Origin of the sequence: Klebsiella sp. CN_Kp097 (assembly GCF_040064495.1) — a bacterium.
In the GTDB taxonomy this organism is placed as follows: Bacteria; Pseudomonadota; Gammaproteobacteria; order Enterobacterales; family Enterobacteriaceae; genus Klebsiella; species Klebsiella aerogenes.
This window is the reverse complement of sequence record NZ_JBEAIL010000027.1, coordinates 43,701-67,145: the sequence shown is the minus strand read 5'-3', so window position 1 is coordinate 67,145 and position 23,445 is coordinate 43,701. Positions and strand designations below refer to the sequence as shown.

21 protein-coding genes are annotated in these 23,445 nt (G+C 56.2%); 6 read left to right on the top strand and 15 right to left on the bottom strand.

Annotated elements, in window-relative coordinates; all coding sequences use genetic code 11:
• Nucleotides 1–55: 55 nt before the first annotated feature.
• Complete coding sequence (gene metE, locus ABLV07_RS21170) at nt 56–2,320, bottom strand: 5-methyltetrahydropteroyltriglutamate--homocysteine S-methyltransferase (protein ID WP_032715393.1); 2,265 nt, start codon at nt 2,318–2,320, stop codon at nt 56–58.
• A 117-nt stretch (nt 2,321–2,437) separates the two neighbouring features.
• Between metE and metR the strand changes: the two genes are divergently transcribed.
• A complete protein-coding gene (metR, locus tag ABLV07_RS21165) occupies nt 2,438–3,391 on the top strand; it encodes an HTH-type transcriptional regulator MetR (RefSeq protein WP_015703991.1) in 954 nt (317 codons plus the stop codon).
• Here the strand turns inward: metR and ABLV07_RS21160 are convergent.
• From ABLV07_RS21160 to pldB, 3 genes are all read right to left on the bottom strand, one after another.
• Entirely contained in the window at nt 3,279–4,178 is a 900-nt protein-coding gene (locus tag ABLV07_RS21160) for a carboxylate/amino acid/amine transporter (RefSeq protein ID WP_015368852.1), read from the bottom strand. The two genes, metR and ABLV07_RS21160, sit on opposite strands and share 113 nt — an antisense overlap.
• 88 nt (nt 4,179–4,266) lie before the next feature.
• Nucleotides 4,267–5,067 carry a sugar/pyridoxal phosphate phosphatase YigL gene (gene yigL, locus ABLV07_RS21155; RefSeq protein ID WP_015368853.1) on the bottom strand — a complete coding sequence of 267 codons (801 nt, stop codon included), beginning with the start codon at nt 5,065–5,067 and terminating at the stop codon, nt 4,267–4,269.
• Nucleotides 5,068–5,111: 44 nt separating this feature from the next.
• Complete coding sequence (gene pldB / locus ABLV07_RS21150; protein WP_015368854.1) at nt 5,112–6,104, bottom strand: lysophospholipase L2; 993 nt, start codon at nt 6,102–6,104, stop codon at nt 5,112–5,114.
• A gap of 109 nt (nt 6,105–6,213) precedes the next feature.
• Here pldB and rhtB point away from each other — a divergent pair, with 109 nt between their 5' ends.
• A complete protein-coding gene (gene rhtB / locus ABLV07_RS21145; protein ID WP_015368855.1) occupies nt 6,214–6,834 on the top strand; it encodes a homoserine/homoserine lactone efflux protein in 621 nt (206 codons plus the stop codon).
• A gap of 160 nt (nt 6,835–6,994) precedes the next feature.
• Nucleotides 6,995–7,891: an Rpn family recombination-promoting nuclease/putative transposase gene (locus tag ABLV07_RS21140; RefSeq protein WP_047054413.1), complete on the top strand. Its 897-nt coding sequence runs from the start codon at nt 6,995–6,997 to the stop codon at nt 7,889–7,891.
• Between the two features lie 47 nt (nt 7,892–7,938).
• Here ABLV07_RS21140 and rhtC read toward each other — a convergent pair whose 3' ends face one another.
• The 3 genes from rhtC to pldA form a co-directional block, all read right to left on the bottom strand.
• Nucleotides 7,939–8,559 carry a threonine export protein RhtC gene (gene rhtC / locus ABLV07_RS21135; protein WP_015703986.1) on the bottom strand — a complete coding sequence of 207 codons (621 nt, stop codon included), beginning with the start codon at nt 8,557–8,559 and terminating at the stop codon, nt 7,939–7,941.
• Nucleotides 8,560–8,620: 61 nt separating this feature from the next.
• Entirely contained in the window at nt 8,621–10,447 is a 1,827-nt protein-coding gene (recQ, locus tag ABLV07_RS21130; protein ID WP_015368858.1) for an ATP-dependent DNA helicase RecQ, read from the bottom strand.
• Between the two features lie 67 nt (nt 10,448–10,514).
• Nucleotides 10,515–11,387, bottom strand: a complete 873-nt coding sequence (gene pldA / locus ABLV07_RS21125; RefSeq protein WP_015368859.1) for a phospholipase A — start codon at nt 11,385–11,387, stop codon at nt 10,515–10,517.
• Nucleotides 11,388–11,540: 153 nt separating this feature from the next.
• On the opposite strand from pldA, the gene yigI reads away from it, so the two are divergent.
• Both yigI and rarD read left to right on the top strand, forming a co-directional pair.
• The gene (gene yigI, locus ABLV07_RS21120) at nt 11,541–12,005 is read left to right on the top strand and encodes an acyl-CoA thioesterase YigI (RefSeq protein WP_004097567.1); all 465 of its coding nucleotides are present in this window, start codon (nt 11,541–11,543) and stop codon (nt 12,003–12,005) included.
• A 48-nt stretch (nt 12,006–12,053) separates the two neighbouring features.
• Entirely contained in the window at nt 12,054–12,947 is an 894-nt protein-coding gene (gene rarD / locus ABLV07_RS21115; RefSeq protein WP_015368860.1) for an EamA family transporter RarD, read from the top strand.
• Between the two features lie 88 nt (nt 12,948–13,035).
• On the opposite strand, the gene corA is transcribed toward rarD, so the two are convergent.
• The 7 genes from corA to ABLV07_RS21080 form a co-directional block, all read right to left on the bottom strand.
• Entirely contained in the window at nt 13,036–13,986 is a 951-nt protein-coding gene (gene corA, locus ABLV07_RS21110) for a magnesium/cobalt transporter CorA (protein WP_002883400.1), read from the bottom strand.
• A gap of 355 nt (nt 13,987–14,341) precedes the next feature.
• Nucleotides 14,342–16,504, bottom strand: a complete 2,163-nt coding sequence (uvrD, locus tag ABLV07_RS21105) for a DNA helicase II (RefSeq protein ID WP_032709535.1) — start codon at nt 16,502–16,504, stop codon at nt 14,342–14,344.
• A gap of 63 nt (nt 16,505–16,567) precedes the next feature.
• Nucleotides 16,568–17,284 carry a 5-amino-6-(5-phospho-D-ribitylamino)uracil phosphatase YigB gene (gene yigB, locus ABLV07_RS21100; protein WP_015368862.1) on the bottom strand — a complete coding sequence of 239 codons (717 nt, stop codon included), beginning with the start codon at nt 17,282–17,284 and terminating at the stop codon, nt 16,568–16,570.
• Nucleotides 17,284–18,186, bottom strand: coding sequence for a tyrosine recombinase XerC (gene xerC / locus ABLV07_RS21095; protein ID WP_015368863.1), 903 nt, complete (start codon nt 18,184–18,186; stop codon nt 17,284–17,286). Before xerC ends, yigB begins: the two co-directional genes overlap by 1 nt.
• Nucleotides 18,183–18,890, bottom strand: a complete 708-nt coding sequence (locus ABLV07_RS21090) for a DUF484 domain-containing protein (RefSeq protein ID WP_015368864.1) — start codon at nt 18,888–18,890, stop codon at nt 18,183–18,185. The genes xerC and ABLV07_RS21090 overlap by 4 nt, the downstream gene beginning before the upstream one ends.
• A complete protein-coding gene (dapF, locus tag ABLV07_RS21085) occupies nt 18,887–19,711 on the bottom strand; it encodes a diaminopimelate epimerase (protein WP_015368865.1) in 825 nt (274 codons plus the stop codon). Before dapF ends, ABLV07_RS21090 begins: the two co-directional genes overlap by 4 nt.
• A gap of 35 nt (nt 19,712–19,746) precedes the next feature.
• On the bottom strand, nt 19,747–19,950 hold the full coding sequence (locus ABLV07_RS21080; protein ID WP_020077593.1) for a lipoprotein: 204 nt from the start codon (nt 19,948–19,950) through the stop codon (nt 19,747–19,749).
• A 139-nt stretch (nt 19,951–20,089) separates the two neighbouring features.
• Here ABLV07_RS21080 and cyaY point away from each other — a divergent pair, with 139 nt between their 5' ends.
• Nucleotides 20,090–20,410 carry an iron donor protein CyaY gene (cyaY, locus tag ABLV07_RS21075; protein WP_015368867.1) on the top strand — a complete coding sequence of 107 codons (321 nt, stop codon included), beginning with the start codon at nt 20,090–20,092 and terminating at the stop codon, nt 20,408–20,410.
• Nucleotides 20,411–20,543: 133 nt separating this feature from the next.
• Here the strand turns inward: cyaY and cyaA are convergent, their stop codons facing one another.
• Nucleotides 20,544–23,096 (bottom strand): class I adenylate cyclase, encoded by a 2,553-nt coding sequence (cyaA, locus tag ABLV07_RS21070; RefSeq protein ID WP_015368868.1) that lies wholly within the window; start codon nt 23,094–23,096, stop codon nt 20,544–20,546.
• Between the last annotated feature and the right edge of the window lie 349 nt (nt 23,097–23,445).

Here is a 23,445-nt window from a genome sequence, read left to right as displayed (position 1 = left end):
CCTGATACATGAAAAGAGGAGGCCGTGGCCTCCTCTGTTGTTTTCCGCGTATCTATCAGGCTGATTCGCGCAGATTCTGCGCCGCTTGCACCATGTTAGCCAGCGCGGCGCGGGTTTCCGGCCAGCCACGAGTTTTCAGGCCGCAGTCCGGGTTAACCCACAAGCGCTCCGCCGGAATACGCTGCGCGGCCTTCTCCAGCAACCCTTCAATCCACTCCACGCTCGGTACGTTTGGCGAGTGAATATCATAAACGCCCGGGCCGATTTCGTTCGGATATTCGAACTCTTCGAACGACTCCAGCAGTTCCATGTCAGAGCGCGAGGTTTCAATGGTGATGACGTCGGCATCCAGCGCGGCGATAGAATCCATGATGTCATTGAACTCGCAATAACACATGTGGGTATGAATCTGGGTGTCATCCTTAGCAACCGCGGCGTTGATGCGGAAAGCTTCGACGCCCCACTGTAGATAAGCATCCCAATCACTGCGCTTCAGCGGCAGACCTTCGCGCAGTGCCGGTTCATCAATCTGGATAATACCGATACCGGCCGCCTCCAGATCCGCCACTTCATCGCGCAGCGCCAGCGCAATCTGCTTCGCGATGGTTTCACGACTGACATCTTCGCGCGGGAAGGACCAGCACAGAATGGTCACCGGACCGGTCAACATGCCTTTGACCGGCTTGTCGGTAAGAGACTGCGCGTACTTCGCCCACTCGACGGTGATCGCTTGCGGACGGCTGACATCGCCGATAACCACCGGCGGCTTCACGCAGCGAGAGCCATAGCTTTGCACCCAACCGTTTTGCGTGAAGATGAAACCGTCCAGATGCTCACCGAAATACTCCACCATGTCGTTTCGCTCGGCTTCTCCGTGCACCAGCACGTCTAAACCCAGACGTTCTTGTTCGACGATCGCCTGCTTAATATGTTCGGCAATACCCGTCCGATAATGGCTGGCGTCAAGATTGCCCTTTTTGAAGTCCAGACGTAGGGTACGAATTTCGGTTGTCTGCGGGAATGAACCGATCGTCGTCGTCGGCCATGCTGGCAGGTTAAAGCGCCTGCGCTGCGCCTGTGCGCGCTCGGCATAAGGACTGGCGCGCTGGCTGTCCTGAGCAGTGATTGCCGCCAGCCGTTTTTCCACTGCCGCGTTGTGTACGCGAGTCGAATGGCGACGAGCCTGGATTGGCGCGCTCCACGCCTCGATCGCCGTCGTATTACCGCTGTTCAGCGCATCGCGCAGCAGCGCCAGTTCGCCGCACTTCTGCAGGGCGAAAGCAAACCAACTTTTTACTTCGGCATCAAGACGGGTCTCTACGCTCAGATCGATCGGGCTATGCAGTAAGGAGCAGGAAGAGGCGACCCATAATTCGCGTTGACCGACAATCGCCTTAATTTGCGCATATTTTTCCGTGAGATCGGCGCGCCAGACGTTACGACCGTTGATCAGCCCGGCGGATAACAGCCAGTCGGCCGGCAGGCGTTTATGTAGTTCAGCAACATCATCTTTGCCATGCACCAGATCGACGTGAAGCCCCTGTACCGGCAGCGCGGTGATAATATCAAGGTTGTCGGCGATCCCTTCAAAATAGGTAGTCAGCAGTAGTTTTACCTGCCCCTGCAGGGCCTCATAAGCCGGTTTAAAGGCATCCAACCATGCTTGCGGCAGCTCCAGTACCAGCGCCGGTTCATCAATCTGCACCCACTCAATGCCGCGTTTCGCCAGCTCGCCCAGTACCTGCTGGTAAACCGGAAGGATATCGTTCAGCAGGCTTAAACGGTCAAACTGTTCGCCTTTTACTTTGCCCAGCCACAGATACGTTACCGGCCCCAGCAGTACAGGCTTAATCTTGTGGCCCAGCGCCAGCGCTTCGTCCACTTCATCCAGCAGTTGGGTCCAGCTCAGCTTGAACTGCTGGCCCTGGACAAATTCCGGCACCATGTAGTGATAGTTGGTATTGAACCACTTGGTCATTTCCGCGGCGGCAGCGGGTTCGCCGGTCGGCGCGCGACCGCGACCAATACGGAACAGAGTATCGATATCGACGGTGCCGTCTTTGTTCTGATGACGAGCCGGCACGTTGCCCAACAGCAGGCTGGTGGTCAGAACATGGTCGTACCAGGCAAAATCGCCCACCGGCAACAGATCAATGCCCGCCTGTTTCTGCTGCTCCCAGTGACGAGCGCGCAGTTCGCGACCTACCGCCAGCAGATCTTCACGCGTGGCCTTGCCCGCCCAGTAGCTCTCTTGCGCTTTTTTCAGCTCGCGGCGAAGGCCAACGCGAGGAAAACCGAGGGTGTGATTGAGGATTGTCATGTTATGCCCCTTATGGAATTTTTTGCATTTAGCCATCCAGATGTTTACACATCCATAATGTAAAGGTACTGTATATTCCTCAAGCGCAAATTATTCATGCCGAAGTGAAGGACATTCATGATCGAGATTAAGCACCTGAAAACGCTACAGGCGTTGCGGAACAGCGGTTCGCTGGCGGGCGCGGCGGCAGCCCTGCACCAAACCCAGTCGGCCCTGTCCCACCAGTTTAGCGATCTGGAACAGCGCCTTGGTTTCCGTTTGTTTGTGCGTAAAAGCCAGCCGCTACGCTTCACGCCGCAAGGAGAAATTCTGCTGCAGTTGGCCAATCAGGTACTGCCGCAGATCGCTCGCGCGCTACAGGATTGCAATGAACCACAGCAAACCCGTCTGCGGCTGGCGATTGAGTGCCATAGCTGTATTCAATGGCTCACCCCGGCGCTGGAAAGCTTCCGCGCCCGCTGGCCGCTGGTGGAAGTTGATTTTCAGTCCGGCGTCACTTTTGACCCGCAGCCAGCCCTGCAGCAGGGTGAACTCGATCTGGTGATGACCTCAGATATTTTGCCGCGTAGCGGCCTGCACTATTCACCGATGTTTGATTATGAAGTTCGTCTGGTGTTAGCTCCGGAACATCCGCTGGCGGCGAAAACGCGCATCTCCCCGGAGGATCTGGCTGCGGAAACGTTACTGATTTACCCGGTACAGCGCGGGCGACTGGATATCTGGCGCCACTTCCTGCAACCGGCGGGGATCAGCCCACAGTTGAAAAGTGTCGATAACACGCTGCTGTTGATTCAGATGGTTGCCGCACGAATGGGTATTGCCGCCCTGCCGCACTGGGTGGTGGAAAGTTTTGAACGCCAGGGTTTGATTGTCACCAAAACCCTGGGAGAAGGACTGTGGAGCCGGCTGTATGCTGCAGTGCGCGATGGCGAGCAACGCCAGCCGGTAACAGAAGCGTTTATTCGCTCAGCGCGGAACCACGCTTGCGATCATCTGCCGTTTGTACGGAGTGCGGAGCGACCCAGCGGCGATGGACCCATAGCGAAGCCAGGATTACCAGCGCGCCAATGATAAAGCTTGGCCAGTGAGGCTGCTCCTGCCAGATAGCGAGATTAACCAACAGCCCGGCGGGGACGTGAACGTTATTCATGATCCCCAACGTACCGGCATCCACCTGCGTCGCGCCGTAGTTCCACATGAAATAACCCAATCCGGATGCGACCACGCCAAGCCAGACCAGGATTCCCCACTGCAGGCCGGTAGTCGGTAGCCTCTGCGGATTGCCCAGCATAAACCACGCCGCTACCGCCACAATAAAGGCGCCGGCATAGAACCAGGCAAAAGCATTGTGTTGCGGCATCGGGCGGACTTCCATCAAACGCTTGTAGCCCACCATGCCGATGGCGAAGCAGATATTCGACAACTGCACCAGCAATAGCCCGGTCCAGAAATGATCGCTGACTTTGTCATAGCGGATGATCGCCGCCCCTAACACCGCCAGCGCCGCGCTAAGCAGATAGCCCCAGCGCAGCTTACGACCGCTGAGCAGATCGTAAATCAGGGTGATATACAGCGGGGTAAAGACCGTAAACAACAGAAATTCCGAGACCGTCAGATAAAGATAGGCGCGGAAAGCCAGCAAATACATGATGCCAAGCTGCATCGCCCCCACTAGCATATAGAGTACGATGGTGCGCGGAGACTGGCCGCGCGTACGCAGGAAAGGCAAAAACACCAGCGCTGCCAGGCCCACGCGCATCAGCACGGAAAAATAGCTATCGACGCTACCGGCAAGGTATTCGCCAATCAGGCTAAAAGAAAAGGCCCACAGGATAGTGGTGATAATTAATAGCGCCACAATGGTCGTCTCATTGAATAAAGAACAGGCATTGTAGCGGAGAGAGAGGTTGACGACTGGCCAGTTATTAGCCAGTCGTCAATCTTTATCAATCGAGGTACAATTTGCGCAGGTAATGCGGTACGGCATCATCGGCGTTGCTGCCGATCACTTCCAGCTCAGGATGCAAATCCTTCAACCGCTGATGGGCGTTCGCCATGATGCAGCCTTTACCGGCCATCGACAGCATCTCGGCATCGTTCATGCCGTCGCCAAAGGCGATACACTCTTTGAGGCTGTAGCCGAGCATTTTCGCGACGGCCTCCAGCGCATGCCCTTTCGAAACACCGCCGGCCATCACTTCAAGGCAGGTCAATGTGGAGAAACTCACATTCACGCGGTCGCCCCAGCGCGCGTTGATAGCCTGCTCAAGCGGCAGCAGATGTTCATGATCTTCACAAGTGAAGAAAACTTTGCTGATGCCATCCGCATCCAGCTCGCCCGGTTCATAAAGCTTGTAGTTGAACACCGCCTCTTTGAAGAAGCGCATCTCTTCCGGGCGATGGCGATTCATAAACCATTCATCTTCACGATAGACGTTGGTCACAATCTTCACATCGTTACGCACCATCTCAAACAGATCGCTGGCGATATCGCGGTCGAGGTTATGGGCGAAGATTTGTTTTCCTTCGCTATCGTGTACGCGCGCGCCGTTAGAGGTGATCATGTACGACTTAATGCCGAGATTATCGCGGATCTGCCCCACATCGATGTAGTGGCGGCCAGTGGCGAAAACGAAATTTATCCCGCGCGCGGTGAGTAGCTTCAGCGTCTCTTTGGCATAGGGGGTGAGGAAATGGTCGGGGGAAAGTAGTGTGCCATCTAAATCAGACGCAACAACCTGGTACATAAAAAATTTAACCTCTAAGCAGGGCGACGAGATCTATCGTCGGATTAAGTATGTCGATTGAAAAAATCAACGATGGCATTTAGCGCGACTGAGCGCATAGCGTCCTTTTCAAAAAGGATCTCGTGATATGCCCCTTCAATAACGAGCGGCTTATCGCCTTCACAAGGGTGCCCGGCAGCAGAACGGAGTTCACAATAGCGGTCGTGCATCAGGTTATCGACCACCTTTTCATCCTCGGCCTGAATCAATAACGTCGGAGTCGTATCTTTCTCGACGCCAGACAATATCTCTTCGCCGGCCAGAATACCTTCGCGCACCCAGTGATAGGTCGGCCCGCCGACGCGCAACCGCGGATCGTCGGCATAAAAACGCAGGTTGCGACGATAGCGCTGACGGCTATGAGTCAACACATTGAGCGAAAACGGCAGCGCCCGCCAGCGGCCCGTACCGATGGCATACTCTTCACGAATACGCTGATGGCCCTCAGCCCAGTCGAGAATATGGCGCACCATCCAGTCCGGCAGGCGCATGATGATGCCAAACATTGGCGCGCATAAGGCAATGGCGTCGCAATGCTGCTGGTGACGCTGTAAGAACAGCGTGGCAATGGCGCCGCCCATCGAGTGGGCGAGAATAAAACGTTTACGCCAGTGGCCGGGAACCACTTCCTGCTGCCAGAGCGCAGCCAGATCGTCAACATAATCGCTAAAGCGCACAACATGACCGCGGTGGGTATCTGACAGCAACCTACCGGAACGCCCCTGGCCGCGATGATCGATAATCATCACGTCAAAGCCGCTGTGGAAGAGATCGTAGGCTAGTTCGGCATACTTCACGTAGCTTTCGATGCGGCCGGGGCAAATGACCACCAGCCGGTCGTTATTTGCGGCACAAAAGCGCACAAAGCGTACCGGAACCTTATCGACGCCCGTAAATTCAGCTTCTTCCCGCTGATGCCAGAAATCCGTCAGCGGCCCCATGGTAAAGGCCGCAAACGCGTTTTCTCGTGTGTCCCAGTCCTTTTGCTGCCCAAACATCGGGTTTACACCCCTGTTAACCGCTGAAAATCGTTTTTTTGTCGCACATCACACAATGCTGATGCAATAGCGTATTGTGGCATAAAAATAGACAATCAGGGAGATTCTCATGACCTTCGAGTGGTGGTTCGCTTATCTGCTGACATCAATCATTCTCAGCCTGTCGCCGGGTTCCGGCGCGATCAATACCATGACCACATCCATCAACCACGGCTATCGCGGCGCGGCGGCCTCTATTGCCGGCCTGCAAACCGGATTGGCCATTCATATCGTGCTGGTCGGCGTCGGTCTGGGCACGCTCTTCTCACGCTCGGTACTGGCATTCGAAGTGTTGAAATGGGCGGGCGCGGCCTATCTTATCTGGCTGGGGATCCAGCAGTGGCGGGCGGCGGGTTCAATTGACCTGAATACGCTGGCGCGAACTCAAAGCCGCGGTAAGCTCTATAAACGCGCGGTGTTCGTCAATCTGACCAACCCAAAAAGTATCGTCTTCCTCGCCGCGCTGTTTCCCCAGTTCATCGTCCCGCATCAGCCACAGGTGATGCAGTACCTGGTACTCGGCGTCACCACCATTGTGGTCGATATCATTGTGATGATCGGTTACGCGACGCTGGCGCAGCGCATTGCGGCCTGGATTAAAGGTCCGAAGCAAATGAAGGCGCTGAATAAAGTGTTTGGCTCGCTGTTTATGCTGGTAGGGGCGCTGCTCGCTTCCGCCCGTCACGCCTAAAACTGGAATGGCGCTCGCATAGCGCGAGGCCACTTGCGGCCGGAGTCGTATTATCACGCGTGCTGGCGCGCAAAGATGAAAGAGACTTTATCCGCGCGCTGTCGGTCCCGCCTTTTCAGTGCCAGAATGCCGCCATTGGGTTTATTCACGGATGAACGAAATGGCAGAAACGGCAACCCCACATGATGCAGTCTTTAAGACCTTTCTGTCGCGGGTCGAAACGGCGCGCGATTTTATCGAGATCCACCTTCCACCGGCGTTAATTCAGGTTTGTAAACTGGATACGCTGCGCCTGGAATCCGGGAGTTTTCTGGAAGATGACCTGCGGCCCTACTACAGCGATATTCTTTATTCGCTGGAGACAAACCGCGGCCCGGGGTATATCCATGTTCTGATAGAACACCAGAGTTCACCTGATAAACTGATGGCGTTTCGTCTGATGCGCTACGCCATCGCCGCCATGCAGAGGCATCTGGAGAATGGTCATAAAACGTTACCGCTGGTAATTCCCATTCTCTTTTATCAAGGACGTCGCAGCCCCTATCCCTGGTCGCTGAACTGGCTGGATAATTTTGACGACTCGATGCTTGCCCATCAGCTCTATTCAGGTGCATTTCCGCTGGTCGATATTACGGTGATCCCTGATGACGAAATTATGCGCCACCGCAGTATGGCGGCGCTTACGCTGGTACAAAAACATATTCGCCAGCGCGATATGGCACAGCTGCTTGACAAGTTGACCCACCTCTTAATGTTGGAGCAGATGAGCGGACAACAAATCGCCGTGCTGATAAAATATATGGCTCAGGCGGGAGAAGCTCAGGATATTCGGGCGCTATTGTATGGGCTGGCACAGCGTGTGCCGCAGCATGGAGGAATGCTAATGACTCTGGCAGAAACGTGGCTCGCAGAAGGCAGAGAGAAAGGTATTAAAGAAGGAAAACTACAGGCCCTTTTACAGGTCGCCGCAGCGATGCTCAATCGCGGCTTGGATGACGATGCTATCCTGGAAATGACAGGTTTGACCAGGGATGAACTACAGCGCCTTCGTCACTAATGTCTGCCCCACCCGGCAACAAACCGGGTGGATAATCGCATGACGAGTTAGCGCGAAATGATCAGATGAATGCCGAAACCGGCAAACAGGGTTCCTGCGATGCCGTCTATCCACTTTGCCATCCGCTGATAGCCGCGGCGCATTTTCGGCAGTGCGAACAGGCTGGCTACGATGGTGAACCACGCCAGCGTTTCAAGGACGATCAGCAGGAAAATCCCCCAACGCGCACCGGCGCCGATGTTATCGCCAACGAACAGTGAAAAGACCGAACCGAAGTAGATAATCGCTTTCGGATTGGCGAGATTGGTCAGCAGGCCCTTCAGGAAACTGCGCCCGCTACGCGCCAGCTCAACCTGCGGTTCCGCTGCCGATACATCAGTTTTCTTCAACGCGCCGCGCAGCATTTGATAGCCCATCCAGCACAGATACAGCCCACCGCCGACCATAATCAACGTATGCAGCCAGGCCATTTTCTCGATAATCAGATGCAAGCCGAGCAGCGCTACGCCCGCCCAGACCATTACGCCGCCGGTGATTCCCAACACGCCCATCATCGCCTCTTTGCGCGAGCGGCTCACCGCGGTTTGCGAAACAAAGAAAAAATCCGGCCCCGGACTCATTAGCGCAATGATGTGCACCAGCGCCACGGTGAGAAAAAGCATCAACATGTTTAACTCGCAGGGAAATAGTGAAGAAGGAAACTATTCTGGCACCTTTTCCCGCGGCTGACTACTCATCATCGCCATCGACATGAGCACGTATCAGCGCCATGAATTCTTTACCGAAGCGCTCAAGCTTGCGGGTCCCCACGCCGTTGACGCTGAGCATTTCCCCGGCGGTGAGCGGCGACTGTTCGGCCATCTCAATAAGCGTCGCGTCGTTAAAGACGACATAGGGCGGGATATTCTCCTCGTCGGCGATCGCTTTACGTAATTTACGCAGCTTGGCGAACAGCTTGCGGTCATAATTGCCGCCGAAGGATTTCTGCATAGCTTTCGGTTTTAGCGCCACGATACGCGGCACGGCGAGCTGCAGCGGGACTTCACCGCGCAGTACCGGACGCGCGGCCTCGGTGAGCTGCAGCGCGGAGTGCTGGGCAATATTTTGCGTAACCAGTCCGAGGTGAATTAACTGACGAATCACGCTCACCCAATGCTCGTGGCTCTGCTCGCGACCAATACCGTACACCGGCAGTTTATCGTGGTTCAGGTCACGGATACGCTGATTGTTGGCGCCGCGGAGTACTTCAACCACATAGCCCATCCCGAAGCGCTGATTCACCCGATAAATAGTTGAAAGCGCCTTACGCGCATCCATTAAGCCATCGTACTGCTTTGGCGGATCAAGACAGATATCACAGTTGCCGCACGGCTCCTGACGCCCTTCGCCAAAATAGTTCAGCAGCACCAAACGGCGACAGGTCTGCGCTTCGGCAAAGGCGCCCATCGCATTCAGCTTATGACGTTCAATATCCTGCAGCGGCCCGGCGGGCTTCTCCTCCAGGCAGCGGCGCAGCCACGCCATATCCGCCGGATCGTAAAACAGCATCGCTTCCGCCGGCAGCCCGTCACGCCCGGCGCGGCCGGTTTCCTGATAATAGGATTCAATGTTGCGCGGGATATCAAAGTGCACCACAAAACGGACGTTCGGCTTGTTAATGCCCATACCGAAGGCCACCGTCGCCACCACGATCTGCAGATCGTCGCGCTGGAATTTCTCCTGCACGTCGGCACGAATATCATTTTCCAGACCAGCATGGTAGGCCGCCGCGCTGATGCCGCGGCTTTGCAGCCTGGCGGCGGTGTCTTCAACTTTAGAACGGCTGTTACAGTAGATAATCCCTGATTTACCGCGCTGATCCTGGACGTAACGCATCAACTGATCGAGCGGCTTAAATTTCTCCATCAGCATATAGCGGATATTGGGGCGATCAAAGCTACTGACCTGAATCAGCGGATCGTTGAGCCCCAGCAGGCGAACAATATCGCGGCGGGTGGTGTCATCCGCGGTGGCGGTGAGCGCCATAAACGGAATATGCGGCATCCGCTGGCGCAGCTGGCCCAACGCGGCATATTCCGGGCGGAAATCATGGCCCCACTGCGAGATACAGTGCGCCTCATCTACCGCCAGCATCGCTAAGTTCCAGTGGCTCAGATGCTCGAGAAAGTTGTCCAGCATCAGGCGTTCCGGCGCGATATACAGCAGACGAATCTGCCCGCTGCGGCAGCCCGCCATCACTTCTTGCTGCTGCTCGCGGCTTTGCGTTGAATTAAGACAGGCCGCGGCGACGCCGTTCGCCAGCAGCTGATCGACCTGGTCTTTCATCAGCGAAATCAGCGGCGACACGACAACCGTCAGGCCGCCGAGGACCAATGCAGGTACCTGGTAGCACAGCGACTTACCGCCGCCGGTCGGCATCACTACAAGGCAATCGCGGCCTTCCAGCGCCGTGGCGATGATCGATTCCTGGCCCGGGCGGAACTGCTGGTAGCCGAAGGTCTCTTGTAAAACCTGCTTAGCCAGCGATTCCTGATTTAATACTTCCGCCTGTGCCACGTTGACCCCATTCGCCTGAAAAGAAAACAGGCGCTATTTTCAGCGCCTGCGAGCCAGAGTGCAACGATTAAAACAGATCGTTGAGCATCACGCCGACGCCGACGCGCGTCTGATTGAAGTTATAGTCGATGAGTGATTCGCCATAACCGCTGTAGATTTGAGTATAGGCGCGCACATGTTTGGTAATAGGATAACTGACCCCGACTTCCGCGCCGCCGTAGCCGGTATTCCAGTTATATTGCCCCTGAGCGCTAAGAATAGCCTCCCCCAGCTGGTAGCCAATCTTCAGGCGGTAGTAACCCATGTATTTGGTGATATCGGGGTTATCATCGGTGCTGCCGACCACATACCACGGCTTCACTTCAACCAGCCAGTTACCGTTTTGCGCCATCAGGCGAGTATACAGGCGGTTCCAACTACGTGACGTTGGATCGGAACGGCCATTGGAATCGTGGTTATAGCCGACTTCGATATCGCGCAAGGTCCAGCCGGCAAACTCATAATCCGTCGCGAAGCCAAGGAAGAGCTGAGGCTCGTAGTTGGTTTCGCGAAACGGCGCCGAGCCTTTACTGTTAGAGAGCTGCCACCAGGATTTTTGCGTATAGGAAGCGCCAAGCAGCGAATTATCGCCGAGAATACCGCGCCACAACGGGAACGCCAGGCTGAGCTGGAACTTCACCTCATCCTTACGCGCGTCATCGGCCCAGTCGTAACTACGAATTGCCTCTTTATTGAGATCGCTGGTCCATGTATAGAGCAGATAGTTGCTCTCATAAGGATAAAGCAGGAACGGATTATCATGATCCTGCAGCAGGTTGGCGATAATACTGCCCCGTACCGCGGGTTTGTCATGAACGGTTTGTTCAATCGGCGCGTCCTGCGCCAGAACGCCTGCTGGTAACGCGCTAAGCGCCAGCAGCCAGGCTAAAGAGATACGCATTACTGTTCTCCTGAAGAATGGTTCTTATTAATGTTTTGTCCTGCTGCCATTCTACCTATTTATCCACCTCCCGCTGCGTTATCGCCTCCGAAAGTGGAAATCAATATTTTTGAAGCATAAAATCAACATTTCATTAACGAATGGACCCCTGCTATGTCTGAACTGACCGCCGCCGCCGCGCTAAAGCTGGTGGGCGAGATTTTTGTTTATCATATGCCTTTTAACCGTGCCCTTGGGCTGGAACTGGAACGGTATGAAAAAGAGTTTGCCCAGCTCAGCTTTAATAATCAGCCGATGATGGTTGGCAACTGGGCGCAGAGTATTCTGCACGGCGGCGTTATTGCGTCTGCGCTGGATGTCGCCGCGGGGTTGGTCTGCGTCGGCAGCACCCTGACTCGCCATGACACCATCAACGAAGAAGAGCTGCGCCAGCGCCTCTCGCGGATGGGAACTATCGATTTGCGCGTCGATTATTTACGCCCTGGCCGCGGCGAACGCTTCACCGCGACCAGCAGCCTGCTGCGTGCCGGAAACAAAGTCGCCGTGGCTCGCGTCGAGCTGCATAACGAAGAGCAGGTTTATATCGCCAGCGCCACGGCCACCTATATGGTGGGTTGATTGCCGCAGATCGAGTAACATCACTCTCTTTGGCAATGGATTCTACCAATGGACGCAAAACAAACGCGGCTGGGCGTTATGCTGGCGCTGGCCGCCTATTTTATCTGGGGTATCGCGCCGGCGTACTTCAAACTTATTTACTACGTTCCCGCCGATGAAATCCTGACGCATCGCGTGATCTGGTCTTTCTTTTTCATGGTGGCGCTCATCAGCGTCAGCCGCCAGTGGCCGCAGGTAAAAAAACTGCTAAAAACCCCGCGCAAGATCTTCCTGCTCGCGCTCTCTGCAGTGCTTGTCGGCGGCAACTGGCTGCTCTTTATCTGGGCGGTCAATAACCACCATATGCTGGAAGCTAGCCTCGGCTACTTTATTAACCCGCTGGTTAATATCGTGCTCGGGATGATTTTCCTCGGCGAACGCTTTCGTCGGCTGCAGTGGTTGGCGGTGATCCTCGCTTTTTGCGGCGTGCTGGTGCAACTTTGGACCTTCGGCTCACTGCCGGTAATCGGCCTTGGGCTAGCCTTCAGCTTTGCCTTCTACGGACTGGTACGTAAGAAAATCGCCGTCGATGCGCAGACCGGCATGTTGGTGGAAACGCTATGGCTGCTGCCAGTGGCGGCGATCTGGCTTTTCGGCATCACCGATAGCCCAACCAGCCATATGGGAGACAACCCCTGGTCGCTCAATTTACTGCTGATGGCCGCGGGCGTGGTAACTACCATCCCCCTGCTGTGCTTTACCGGTGCGGCGACCCGCCTGCGCCTGTCAACGTTGGGCTTTTTCCAGTACATTGGCCCGACGCTGATGTTCCTGCTGGCGGTAACGTTCTACGGTGAAGTGCCGGGCACGGATAAGATGGTAACCTTCGCCTTTATCTGGGTGGCGCTGGCGATATTCGTGATGGATGCGGTATATACGCAAAGACGGGGGCGCCGGGGATAGGATATTACCCGATGTCGGCTACGCCTTATCCGGCCTACAAAAGCACAACACGTAGGCCCGGATAAGCGAAGCGCATCCGGCACAACAACTACAGCCAGTTTTTACGCTTGAAGTAGAGATACGGCGCCAGGCCTGCCAACATCATAAACACGATGGCTCCCGGATAACCAAAGCTCCAGTGTAGTTCCGGCATAAACTCAAAGTTCATCCCATAGCTGGACGCCACCAGCGTCGGCGGCAGGAACACGACCGAAACCACCGAGAAGATCTTGATAATGCGGTTCTGCTCGATGTTGATAAAGCCCATCGCCGCCTGCATCAGGAAGTTCACCTTCTGGAACAGCGATTCGTTGTGCGGCAGCAGGGATTCGATATCTCGCAGGATCTCTCGCGCCTGTTCCAGCTGGCCTGCCGGCAGGCGCGCCTTGCGCACGAGGAAGTTTAGCGCGCGCTGGGTATCCATCAGACAGAGGCGAACCTTCCAGCCGATATCTTCCAGTTCCGCCAGCGTCGACAGCGCTTCGTCGTACTCGTCGCCCTGGTGGCCTTCCATAATCACGCGGCTCAGCTTTTCCAGGTCGCTGTAGATGTTTTCTATCTCATCCGCCAGCTGTTCGATTTTGGTCTCGAACAGATCTAACAGCAGCTCGTAGGCGTTGCCGTCGACCAGCGTCTGGTTACGCACACGCATGCGGTACAGGCGAAAAGCGGGTAGTTCACGCTCGCGCAATGTAAACAGGCGGCCTTCGCGGATGGTAAACGCCACGGTTGAGTTACCGGCGTGATCGTCGGCATCTTCGAAAAAGAAAAAGGAGTGGATGTGTAAACCATCTTCGTCTTCAAAGAAACGCGCTGACGCTTCGATGTCTTCCAGTTCCGGGCGCGTCGCCAGGTTCTGGCCTAACTCCGTTTGCACACGGCTACGTTCGTCATCGTCTGGCTCGACCAGATCGACCCACACCGAGCTGGCGAGATGCTTGATCTCATCGGCCTCAAGGCGCGTTAAACGATTATTTTCCAGTTGAAATGCGCTCAGCATGACCGGGACTCCCAATACAAAAAATTTATCGGACAGTTCGATGGGCACACAGAAACTATTTGGGTTTCAGACCATTAAGCCTGACTCAGAGCGACGGGGATAGGACGAGTCGCCGACAACCGCTAAGGCTATCGGCATAAGGGGATAGCCTTAGGAGTTGTTCCTGAATGACAGGAAGTTGAGCCAGCATCTACTGGGTGTGTCCAAGGCGAATGTCCTCTTAGCGTAATCGTGCGCGCATGTTACGCCAGCGCCAAAACGGCGTCAACACGCAAGGGAACGCTAAAGAGCAAATCCTGCCCTTTAGCATATAAGGCTAGCAGATTATTACAAAAAAATTATATTTTTCTTAAAGTTACACCGTTTCCAGCCGGGCATAGGCGGCAACCAGCCATTTAATTCCCTGCCCCTGGAATGCCACCTGCAGCCGGCTATGTTCACCGCTGCCCTCAAGGTTTACGATGGTGCCTTCGCCGAACTTCGGATGCCGGACCCGCTGGCCCAGCTTATAGCCGGTATCGTTCTCCGCCACCGGAGTACCGAGGCGCTGATGGTTAACCGGGCGGCTCACCGTAGCCCGCAGCCGCACCTCTTCCACGCACTCTTCCGGCAGCTCGCCGATAAAGCGCGATGGGCGATGGTAAACCTCTTTGCCGTACAAACGACGGGTTTCGGCGTAGGTCAGTGTCAGTTTCTGCATCGCGCGCGTCACGCCGACGTAGGCCAGACGACGCTCTTCCTCCAGACGACCGCCCTCATCAAGCGCCATCTGGCTCGGGAACATCCCCTCTTCAACGCCGACGATAAACACCTGCGGGAACTCCAGCCCTTTTGCCGAGTGCAGAGTCATCAGCTGTACCGCATCCTGCCAGGTATCCGCCTGCCCTTCGCCGGCTTCCAGCGCGGCGTGGGAGAGGAACGCCTGTAGCGGCATCAGATCTTCATCTTCTTCGTTGTAGCTGAACTGGCGCGTCGCCGTCACCAGTTCCTCTAAGTTTTCGATACGGGTCTGGCCCTTCTCGCCTTTTTCCTGCTCGTACATCATACGCAGGCCGGAATCTTTAATGACCCGGTCAGTCTGGACATGCAGCGGCATATCGGCAGTTTCCTGCGCCAGCGCGTCGATAAGCTCCATAAAGCGCTGCAGAGCGCTGGCCGCGCGGCCTGCCAGCACTTTCTCTTTGAGCAGCTCGCGGCAGGCCTGCCACAGCGTCAGCTGACGATCGCGCGAGGTCTGGCGCACCACATCCAGGGTACGATCGCCGATGCCGCGGGTAGGCGTATTGACCACGCGCTCAAACGCCGCGTCATCGTTGCGGTTAGCAATCAGACGCAGATAAGAGAGCGCATCTTTGATTTCCTGACGTTCGAAGAAGCGCATGCCGCCGTAGATACGGTACGGCATGCTGGCCTGTAGCAGCGCCTCTTCCAGCACGCGCGACTGGGCGTTGCTACGATAGAGAATGGCGCACTGCTCCAGCGCTCCGCCGTTCTCCTGCCAGGTTTTAATTCGGTTAACCACGAAACGCGCTTCATCAAGATCGTTGAAGGCGCAGTACAGCGAAATGGGCTCGCCGTCGGCGCCGTCGGTCCACAGTTTTTTGCCCAACCGCCCGTTGTTGTTTTCAATCAGGGCGTTGGCGGCGCTGAGAATATTGCTGGTCGAACGATAGTTCTGCTCCAGACGAATAGTTTCCGCACCCGGGAAGTCATTCAGGAAGCGCTGAATGTTTTCAACCTGCGCGCCGCGCCAGCCGTAAATCGACTGGTCATCATCGCCGACAATCATCACTTTGCCGGTATCGCCCGCCAGCAGGCGGATCCAGGCATATTGAATGTTGTTGGTATCCTGGAATTCGTCGACGAGAATATTGGTGAAGCGCTCGCGGTAGTGCTGCAGGATGTGCGGTTTGTTCAGCCACAGCTCGTGCGCGCGCAGCAGCAGCTCGGCGAAGTCCACCAGCCCGGCGCGATCGCAGGCTTCCTGATAGGCCTGATACACCTTCTGCCATGTCTGTTCGACCGGGTTGCCGTAGCTCTGAATATGGTGCGGGCGCAGCCCTTCATCTTTTTGGCTGTTGATGTACCACATCGCCTGACGCGGCGGCCATTGCTTCTCATCCAGGTTCATCGCCTTAATCAGGCGCTTCAGCAGGCGCAGCTGGTCTTCGCTATCGAGGATTTGGAAATCCTGCGGCAGGTTGGCATCCAGATGATGGGCGCGTAGCAGGCGATGGGCCAGGCCATGGAAGGTGCCGACCCACATACCGCCCTGGGTGGTGCCCATCAGTTGGCCGATACGGTGGCGCATCTCCGCCGCCGCTTTGTTGGTAAAGGTCACCGCCATAATGGAATACGGCGAGCAGTTCTCCACGCTCAGCAGCCAGGCGATACGGTGCACCAGTACGCGCGTCTTACCACTGCCCGCCCCTGCCAGAACCAGCATATTGGTGCGCGAGGCCGCTACGGCTTCACGCTGTTTGTCATTAAGGCTGTCGAGCAGGTAAGAAACGTCCATTGGCACCGCCGGAAGAGAAGGGGTTCCACGAACCCCTGTTAATATATACAGAGTTACTGGTGATTATATCAGCGAGGTCAGAGATGCCAACCGTGAAATTTCAATATGCGGCAGCAGGCGGCTATCGGCGGTTTTCATCAACGACGCGTCCTGCGGCTTGATCCAGCAGGCCTGCATTCCACAGCGAATAGCGCCAGCCACGTCGGTGGTCAGATCATCGCCGACGTGCAGAATCTGCCCGAGGGGTAAATCCAGGCGCTCCGCCGCCAGATGGTACATATCGGCAAACGGCTTGGAGCGACCATCCGGGCCCGCGCGCAGCACGAAACGGAAATAGTCATTCAGCCCGAACAGTTCTGGCTGGGCGTTACCGTTGGTGATAGCTACCAGCGGCCATTTCTGCGCCAGCTTCGCCAGCGTATCGTGCGTCTCCTGCGGCACGTCGACGCGACTGCGCCAGTGGGCGAAGTTTTCCATCGCCGCATCGGCGCCGGCTTTCGCCTCGGCGGCGGAGAGTCCGGCATTACGCATCCCTAACTCCAGCGCGCGGTGGCGCCAGACGGTGACATCGTGATAAATCTCAGGTTCTGAGGACAATAGCGTTTGTCGCAGTTGATTAAGCGCATGGGCATCAAACTGGCTCAGCGCCGGATGGTAATTGCGCACAAACGTCAGCGATTCCTGCATCGTCCGGTCAATCACCGGGCGGTTATCATAAAGGGTGTCATCCAGGTCGAACGTCAGCGCGGAGATCGGGCCCAGAGGTCGGTAAAAACGCATTATTTCCCCCGTTTAGCGCGCGGATGCGCGGCATCGTACACCGAGGCAAGGTGTTGAAAATCGAGATGGGTATAGATTTGGGTGGTGGAGAGATTGGCATGCCCCAGCAGCTCCTGCACGCCGCGCAGATCGCCGCTCGACTCCAGCATATGCGTCGCGAAGGAGTGCCGCAGCTTATGCGGATGCACGTGGCTATTGAGCCCCTGCTTGATCCCCCATTCGGCAAACCGCTTCTGCACGTTGCGCGCTGAAATTCGCTTACCCAGCTTCGACAAAAACAGCGCGTCGTCATCGCCGCCGAACAGGCCGCGCAAATCCAGCCAGTGTTCGATCCACGCCACCGCGTTGCGTCCAATTGGCAGGCGGCGCTCTTTGCTGCCTTTACCCATCACCCACACTTCCCCTGACTCAAGATCAAGGTGCTGAATATCAAGGTTAACTAACTCAGAAAGACGCAGCCCCGCGCCGTACATCACTTCCAGCATCGCCCGGTCGCGCACGGCGAGCGGGTCGTTAAGGTCGATATCCAGAAGCCGATTCACATCATCAACGTCGATATTTTTCGGTAAGTGGCGGGGAATTTTTGGCGCCGCAATTCCCTTCGCCGGGTTAGCCGCTAACTCACCCTGGCTGACCATCCAGTCGAAGAAACTGCGCAAGGCGGAAAGCCGCAGCGCCAGGCTCGCCGGGCCTAAGCCCGCGCGGCGGCTGCGCACGGCAAAGCTACGTACCTGAGCGGCGTCGCACTGCTGCCAGCTTTTTAAGCCAGCATCATCCGCCAGCGCGATCAGCGCTTCCAGCTGACGCTGGTAATTCGTGAGCGTAATCGGGCTAAGCTGGCGCTCTACGCCGAGATAGCGCAGGAAGCGTTCGACGCAGGCGAATAGCGGGGAGTCGGTCATGCGCGTTCAATCCAGCGCTCCAGCAGGCCGGGCAGCATACGGGCGATCTCCTGCAGTAGCTGCGTTCCCTGACCTTGCTGATAATGCTGCGGATCGCGGCTGCTGAAGAACATCACCCCCGGTGCGTCGTCATCGCCCAGTAGCGACATCGCCACCGAGCCAATAGCTTTCGCATCCGGCAGCACCACCAACAGCTCTGGCCCGTTCAGCGGACCAAGATAGTGACGTGCCTGGCCCAACCGTTGGATACGAATGGGTTCGAACGCCTGCCGGCTCAACGCCAGATGGGTGAATTTAGACGGCGCGCCGAGATGCCAGCTGTCCGGAAACAGGCGCACCGTCGCGCCCGCCAGGCCCAGCTCGCGCGCCCAACGATGAAAGCGGTTGAGCATTTCATCCAGGCTATCGGCGGACGCCAGGCGCGTCTGCAGATGGAACAGGCGCTGAAACAGGCTTTGATTGGCCGTCGCCTGTTCCATCAGCAGCGTCATATTTTCTTCCAGCACGTTGATATGGTTACGCGCCCGCAGCATATGCCACTCGACCAGCGAGATGGTGCCGCGCACCGGATGCGGGACGCGGATATGCTCTACCTGCGCTGCATTACGAATAAAGAACTCAGGATTTTGCAGCAGATAATCTACTACCGCGCTGTCGTCGAGCGCTGTGGCGAGTTCCTGCTGTTCTTCCCCGATCTGTTTCATAGATGAATAAATCCGTCGTAGACGTGTGCCGCCGGGCCAGTCATATACAACGGTTGACCCGGACCTTTCCAGGCGATGTCGAGACGCCCGCCTGGCAATTCCACGCGTACCTCTTCGCCGAGTAATCCCTGTTGGATACCGACCGCCACTGCCGCACAGGCGCCGCTGCCGCAGGCCTGCGTTTCACCTGCGCCGCGTTCATAGACGCGCAGACGAATATGAGAGCGTTCCACTACCTGCATAAAGCCGATATTGGCGCGTTCCGGAAAACGTTCGTGGCTTTCCATCACCGGACCGAGGGTTTCAACCGCGGCGGTGTCCACGTTATCGACCTGAATCACGCAGTGCGGGTTGCCCATTGAGACGACGCCGCACAATACTGTCTGTTCAGCCGCGCGCATAATATAGGTCTTTTCCGCTTTGTTGGCGCGGAACGGGACCTGAGACGGCTCGAAATTCGGCTCGCCCATGTTAACGCGCACCAGATCATCTTCCGTTACGCTTAATACCATACGCCCATTGGCGGTGCTCACACGGATATCACGTTTATTGGTCAGGCCTTTTAAACGGACAAAGCGGGCGAAGCAGCGCGCGCCGTTGCCGCACTGCGAGACTTCGCTACCGTCAGCATTGAAGATACGGTAGTGGAAGTCCAGATCGGGATCGTACGGCGGCTCGACAACCAGCAGCTGGTCGAAGCCGACGCCAAGATGCCGATCCGCAAGGCGACGAATCAGCTCCGGTGAGAAGAAAACATTCTGCGTTACCGCATCAACAACCATGAAGTCGTTGCCGAGGCCATGCATTTTAGAGAACTGCATTATCTACTCCAATTGCGCGGAACAGAACGTTATCGTTAATAGTTAACCTGGGTCGGACCGCCATTATCGCCGCGATCGTTACGATCCGGCGTCGCGCTCTGAATGCCTGGGTTAACCGGCTTGGTCGGCGGCGGCGCGGTTTTGTCTGCCGGCGGGAAATACAGCGGCCCTTTCAAACCGCAGCCGGTCAGGCTGAAGATTGCAAACAGAACGGCAAGCGTGGGTAAAACGTTTTTCATTGATAGTTGCCCATGATTCATTCGTTACTGCTTTCTATCATCGCAGGAGAAGACGTAAAAGCAAGCGTTTAGCATCTGACTGCACGCGCTTTTGTTTCGCGCTATACTGCGGCCATCTTCAAAAAAGCAGGATAGAACCATGAACGACAGTGAATTCCATCGCCTGGCCGATAGCCTGTGGATGACCATCGAAGAACGTCTGGACGATTGGGACGGCGACAGCGATATCGACTGCGAAATCAACGGCGGCGTGCTGACCATCAGCTTCGAAAATGGCAGTAAGATCATTATTAACCGTCAGGAGCCACTGCATCAGGTCTGGCTGGCGACCAAGCAAGGCGGCTATCACTTCGATCTGCAAGGCGACGAGTGGATCTGCGATCGCAGCGGCGAACGCTTCTGGGATCTACTGGAGCAGGCGGCAAGCAATCAAGCCGGCGAGACGGTGAGCTTCCGTTAATGAGGTGTTTCCCGGATGGCGGCGCATCGCGCCTTATCCGGGCTACCCAACGACATACAACCGTAGCCCTGCTAAGCGCAGCGCCAGCAGGGAATATCTCCGGATAGCGCATCGCGCCTTATGCGGGCCAAATCTACGAGTAGCGCTGCTGCAGCACCGGTGAGGCAACCGCTTCCTGGCCCGGCGGCACCGCGGCGGCAATCGCCTGACTGCGGAACGGGATCACCTGCGTGCGTCCGTCAACTTCGACTATCTGATAGAACTGCGGCAGGTTGAAGTTAATGAAGCTGGAGCCGTAGGTGAAGCGATCGTGCGATGACGAGTAGAAGCGGCTGACGTCGCGCACCAGCTCTTCTTTGCTGCCTTCGCAGTGGTGATAGACCTCTGCGCGGTTGCTTTCATCGAGAATGTAGATGTTAAAGCCGCTATCATTGTTATCCGCATCTTCAAAGAAGAATTGAATAATCCCTTCGCTGGCGAAGCCATCCACCACCGCCGGCAGCTTAACGTGATTGGTTTCTACCTGTACCGACAGGCCGTGGAGCTTGTTGTGTGAGATAGCGCCGTAGAACTCAATGGCGTTTTCCAGCTTCTGCACCGAAACGTTCAGGCGTTCAAAGAACAGGCCCCAGGTCTGGCCGGAGACGCGCAGCGCTTTGAAGCGCCCGGTATCCTGACGGGTACTGGAGAGACGCAGTTCGATGCACTCGGAGACCATCTGCTGCACGCGGGTGCGAATAAGGCCGCGCAGATGCTGGCTGTAGCAGAACACCTCCACGCTATCCGGCGGCGCGGCGTCCTGATGCATTTTGCCGAGAATAGTTTTCAGCGCTTCGATCATCGCCTGCTCGCCGTTAAAGTGCAGCGTACGCACTTCGTTCCACGAGTTGCGATACAGCAGGTCGACGCTGCCAATCAGGCATTTTTGCTCTTCGCCGAAGCTGAAAACGTCGAGCTTACGGAAGTCGAAATGCACCACCTGATTGCGGAAAGCCGCCGTCGGGTCATATTCGAGGTTAACGATAATCGCCAGGTGGCGAATTTCGCACGGGCTGTACAGCGCTTTTGGCGTCGGCGCCGGCAGACGCAGCGGGAAGTGGTGCGACACGTCGGCCACCATCTCCTGCAGCTTCGGCAAATCGACGATACCGTTGCCCTTAATAAACAGACGGGTGCGTGAGGTCAGCAGGCCGTTAAACCAGGCCCAGGCCACCAGCTTATTAAGATAACGGTTATATTCCAGCGGCTGATGGCTGATGATCGATTCCATATCCGGCGCGCGATTATACAGATACCAACCGGTACGGTTGGCGCGGCCCGGCGGCACGTGGATAAAGGTCAGATTCGGTTCCGACAGGTCCGGTGAAATTTGCGGGTTTACCAGGGTAACCTTGCCCGGCAAGGCTTCAAAGGCCGCATACAACTTACGCGTCAGCACGCCGATATCCTGCGGGCTGGCGGAGACGCTGAGGTTATTGCGACGCGCGAAGCGGATCAGATTACGATAGCTCTGCATCATCGCGTCGAGCAGTTCGTTGTGCGCTTTGCGCACTTCATCGATTTTCCAGTTAGCGCGGTTATCGAGCATCATCAGACGCTTTTCATCCCAGCCCCACTCTTTCACCAGTTGGCTGACGACTTCACGACGCCAGCCCACACAGGCGCGCTCGCGGCTGAGTTTTTCACAGACTTTCAGATAGAAGCAGCGGCGTACCAGATCGAGACGGGTGTCGTCTTCGATAGCCTGCAGATAGGCGGTTACGCGCTCCAGCATCATGCAGTAGGGGTCGAGACCGAATGAGACAATCTCGCCATCGTGCAGGCGCTGTTTAATATCTTTCGCCAACAGGCGGTTGTTGGGGTATTCCCACGAGTAGGCTTCCAGCAGCAGCGTTTTCAGCACCGCTTTATACGGGGAGTCGATGCTCTTATACAGCTGCCACAGGCTGGCGCCGAAGTACTCTTCCGCCGACAGCGAACTGAGGCCACCGAGATCGAGCCATTCGTTTGGCGTCAGCACGCCCTGGGCATACAGCCCCATCACGTAATCATCGTAATGGTCTTCTTCATCGCCCGGCACCATATTCCACAGAATACGTTTCCCGGCAAGACGCACGGCGGTGCGGTAAAATTCATCGAGCAACAAAATATGCTGGGTCGAACCACAGTCTTCGCCGCCGAGGCTGCCGCTTTCGTTATGGCGGAAGCGGTTTTCGTCGATCAGGAAGAAACTGACCTCGACGCCGAGCGACGCCGCCCAGCTTTCAAGCAGGCTGCATTTACGCTGCAGCAGTTGGCGTTCTTCGTTATCCAGCCAGGCCTGATGGCATACCCAGATATCCAGATCGGAAGAGCAGCTTTGCCCGACGGAAGAGGTACTGCCCATCGAATAGACGCCGGTAATCGGCAGTTCGCCTTTCGGCGGCTCCTGCGTTAGCAGGCCGCGATGCAGTTCGAGTTCGTCAAGATAGTGGCGTTGGGTTTCATCAGGCGTGTAAAGGCAAATGCCGCGGGGAACGTTACCGTCAAGGTAACCCGGCATCAGCGGGTGATGATAATGTAGTAATGTCGGCAGAAGACTGTAAACCTGCTGGAAAGCGGGTCCCATGGCAGCAAGCGCGCGATCCACGCGCAGTTGGTTGATGGCATCCAGTCTCTGTTTCAGTGTCTCAATATAGAGGTACAAGACATATCGCCTGATGTTCAAAAATCCGACGTACAATAGTACGGAGGATTTCAGTATTTCAACAAGAACCGTCACCATTCGTCATCGGTGTGGTTGTGATGAACTGCTGGCTGACAAATGGTTTAAAACGTGATCAATTTAACACCTTGCTGATTGACCGTAAAGAAAGATGCGCTACATACAAGTGTAGCACCGTTTGCCGGGTGTAAATTCCCCACTACGCTTGCGGCAACCGCACGCGCATGAAACGCTAAAGGTCATCATGCCAGCATCCCACATTAACCGCGAAACTAACATCCCTAAAGCAACAATGTTAGGATGGCTCATGGTCGACAATGACGGTAACAAG

Excerpts from the sequence above, each read along its gene's own strand:
- metE (WP_032715393.1), bottom strand. The coding sequence starts at position 2,320 with ATGACAATCCTCAATCACACCCTCGGTTTTCCTCGCGTTGGCCTTCGC.
- metR (WP_015703991.1), top strand. The coding sequence starts at position 2,438 with ATGATCGAGATTAAGCACCTGAAAACGCTACAGGCGTTGCGGAACAGC.
- yigL (WP_015368853.1), bottom strand. The coding sequence starts at position 5,067 with ATGTACCAGGTTGTTGCGTCTGATTTAGATGGCACACTACTTTCCCCC.
- pldB (WP_015368854.1), bottom strand. The coding sequence starts at position 6,104 with ATGTTTGGGCAGCAAAAGGACTGGGACACACGAGAAAACGCGTTTGCG.
- rhtB (WP_015368855.1), top strand. The coding sequence starts at position 6,214 with ATGACCTTCGAGTGGTGGTTCGCTTATCTGCTGACATCAATCATTCTC.
- ABLV07_RS21140 (WP_047054413.1), top strand. The coding sequence starts at position 6,995 with ATGGCAGAAACGGCAACCCCACATGATGCAGTCTTTAAGACCTTTCTG.
- rhtC (WP_015703986.1), bottom strand. The coding sequence starts at position 8,559 with ATGTTGATGCTTTTTCTCACCGTGGCGCTGGTGCACATCATTGCGCTA.
- pldA (WP_015368859.1), bottom strand. The coding sequence starts at position 11,387 with ATGCGTATCTCTTTAGCCTGGCTGCTGGCGCTTAGCGCGTTACCAGCA.
- yigI (WP_004097567.1), top strand. The coding sequence starts at position 11,541 with ATGTCTGAACTGACCGCCGCCGCCGCGCTAAAGCTGGTGGGCGAGATT.
- rarD (WP_015368860.1), top strand. The coding sequence starts at position 12,054 with ATGGACGCAAAACAAACGCGGCTGGGCGTTATGCTGGCGCTGGCCGCC.
- corA (WP_002883400.1), bottom strand. The coding sequence starts at position 13,986 with ATGCTGAGCGCATTTCAACTGGAAAATAATCGTTTAACGCGCCTTGAG.
- uvrD (WP_032709535.1), bottom strand. The coding sequence starts at position 16,504 with ATGGACGTTTCTTACCTGCTCGACAGCCTTAATGACAAACAGCGTGAA.
- yigB (WP_015368862.1), bottom strand. The coding sequence starts at position 17,284 with ATGCGTTTTTACCGACCTCTGGGCCCGATCTCCGCGCTGACGTTCGAC.
- xerC (WP_015368863.1), bottom strand. The coding sequence starts at position 18,186 with ATGACCGACTCCCCGCTATTCGCCTGCGTCGAACGCTTCCTGCGCTAT.
- ABLV07_RS21090 (WP_015368864.1), bottom strand. The coding sequence starts at position 18,890 with ATGAAACAGATCGGGGAAGAACAGCAGGAACTCGCCACAGCGCTCGAC.
- dapF (WP_015368865.1), bottom strand. The coding sequence starts at position 19,711 with ATGCAGTTCTCTAAAATGCATGGCCTCGGCAACGACTTCATGGTTGTT.
- ABLV07_RS21080 (WP_020077593.1), bottom strand. The coding sequence starts at position 19,950 with ATGAAAAACGTTTTACCCACGCTTGCCGTTCTGTTTGCAATCTTCAGC.
- cyaY (WP_015368867.1), top strand. The coding sequence starts at position 20,090 with ATGAACGACAGTGAATTCCATCGCCTGGCCGATAGCCTGTGGATGACC.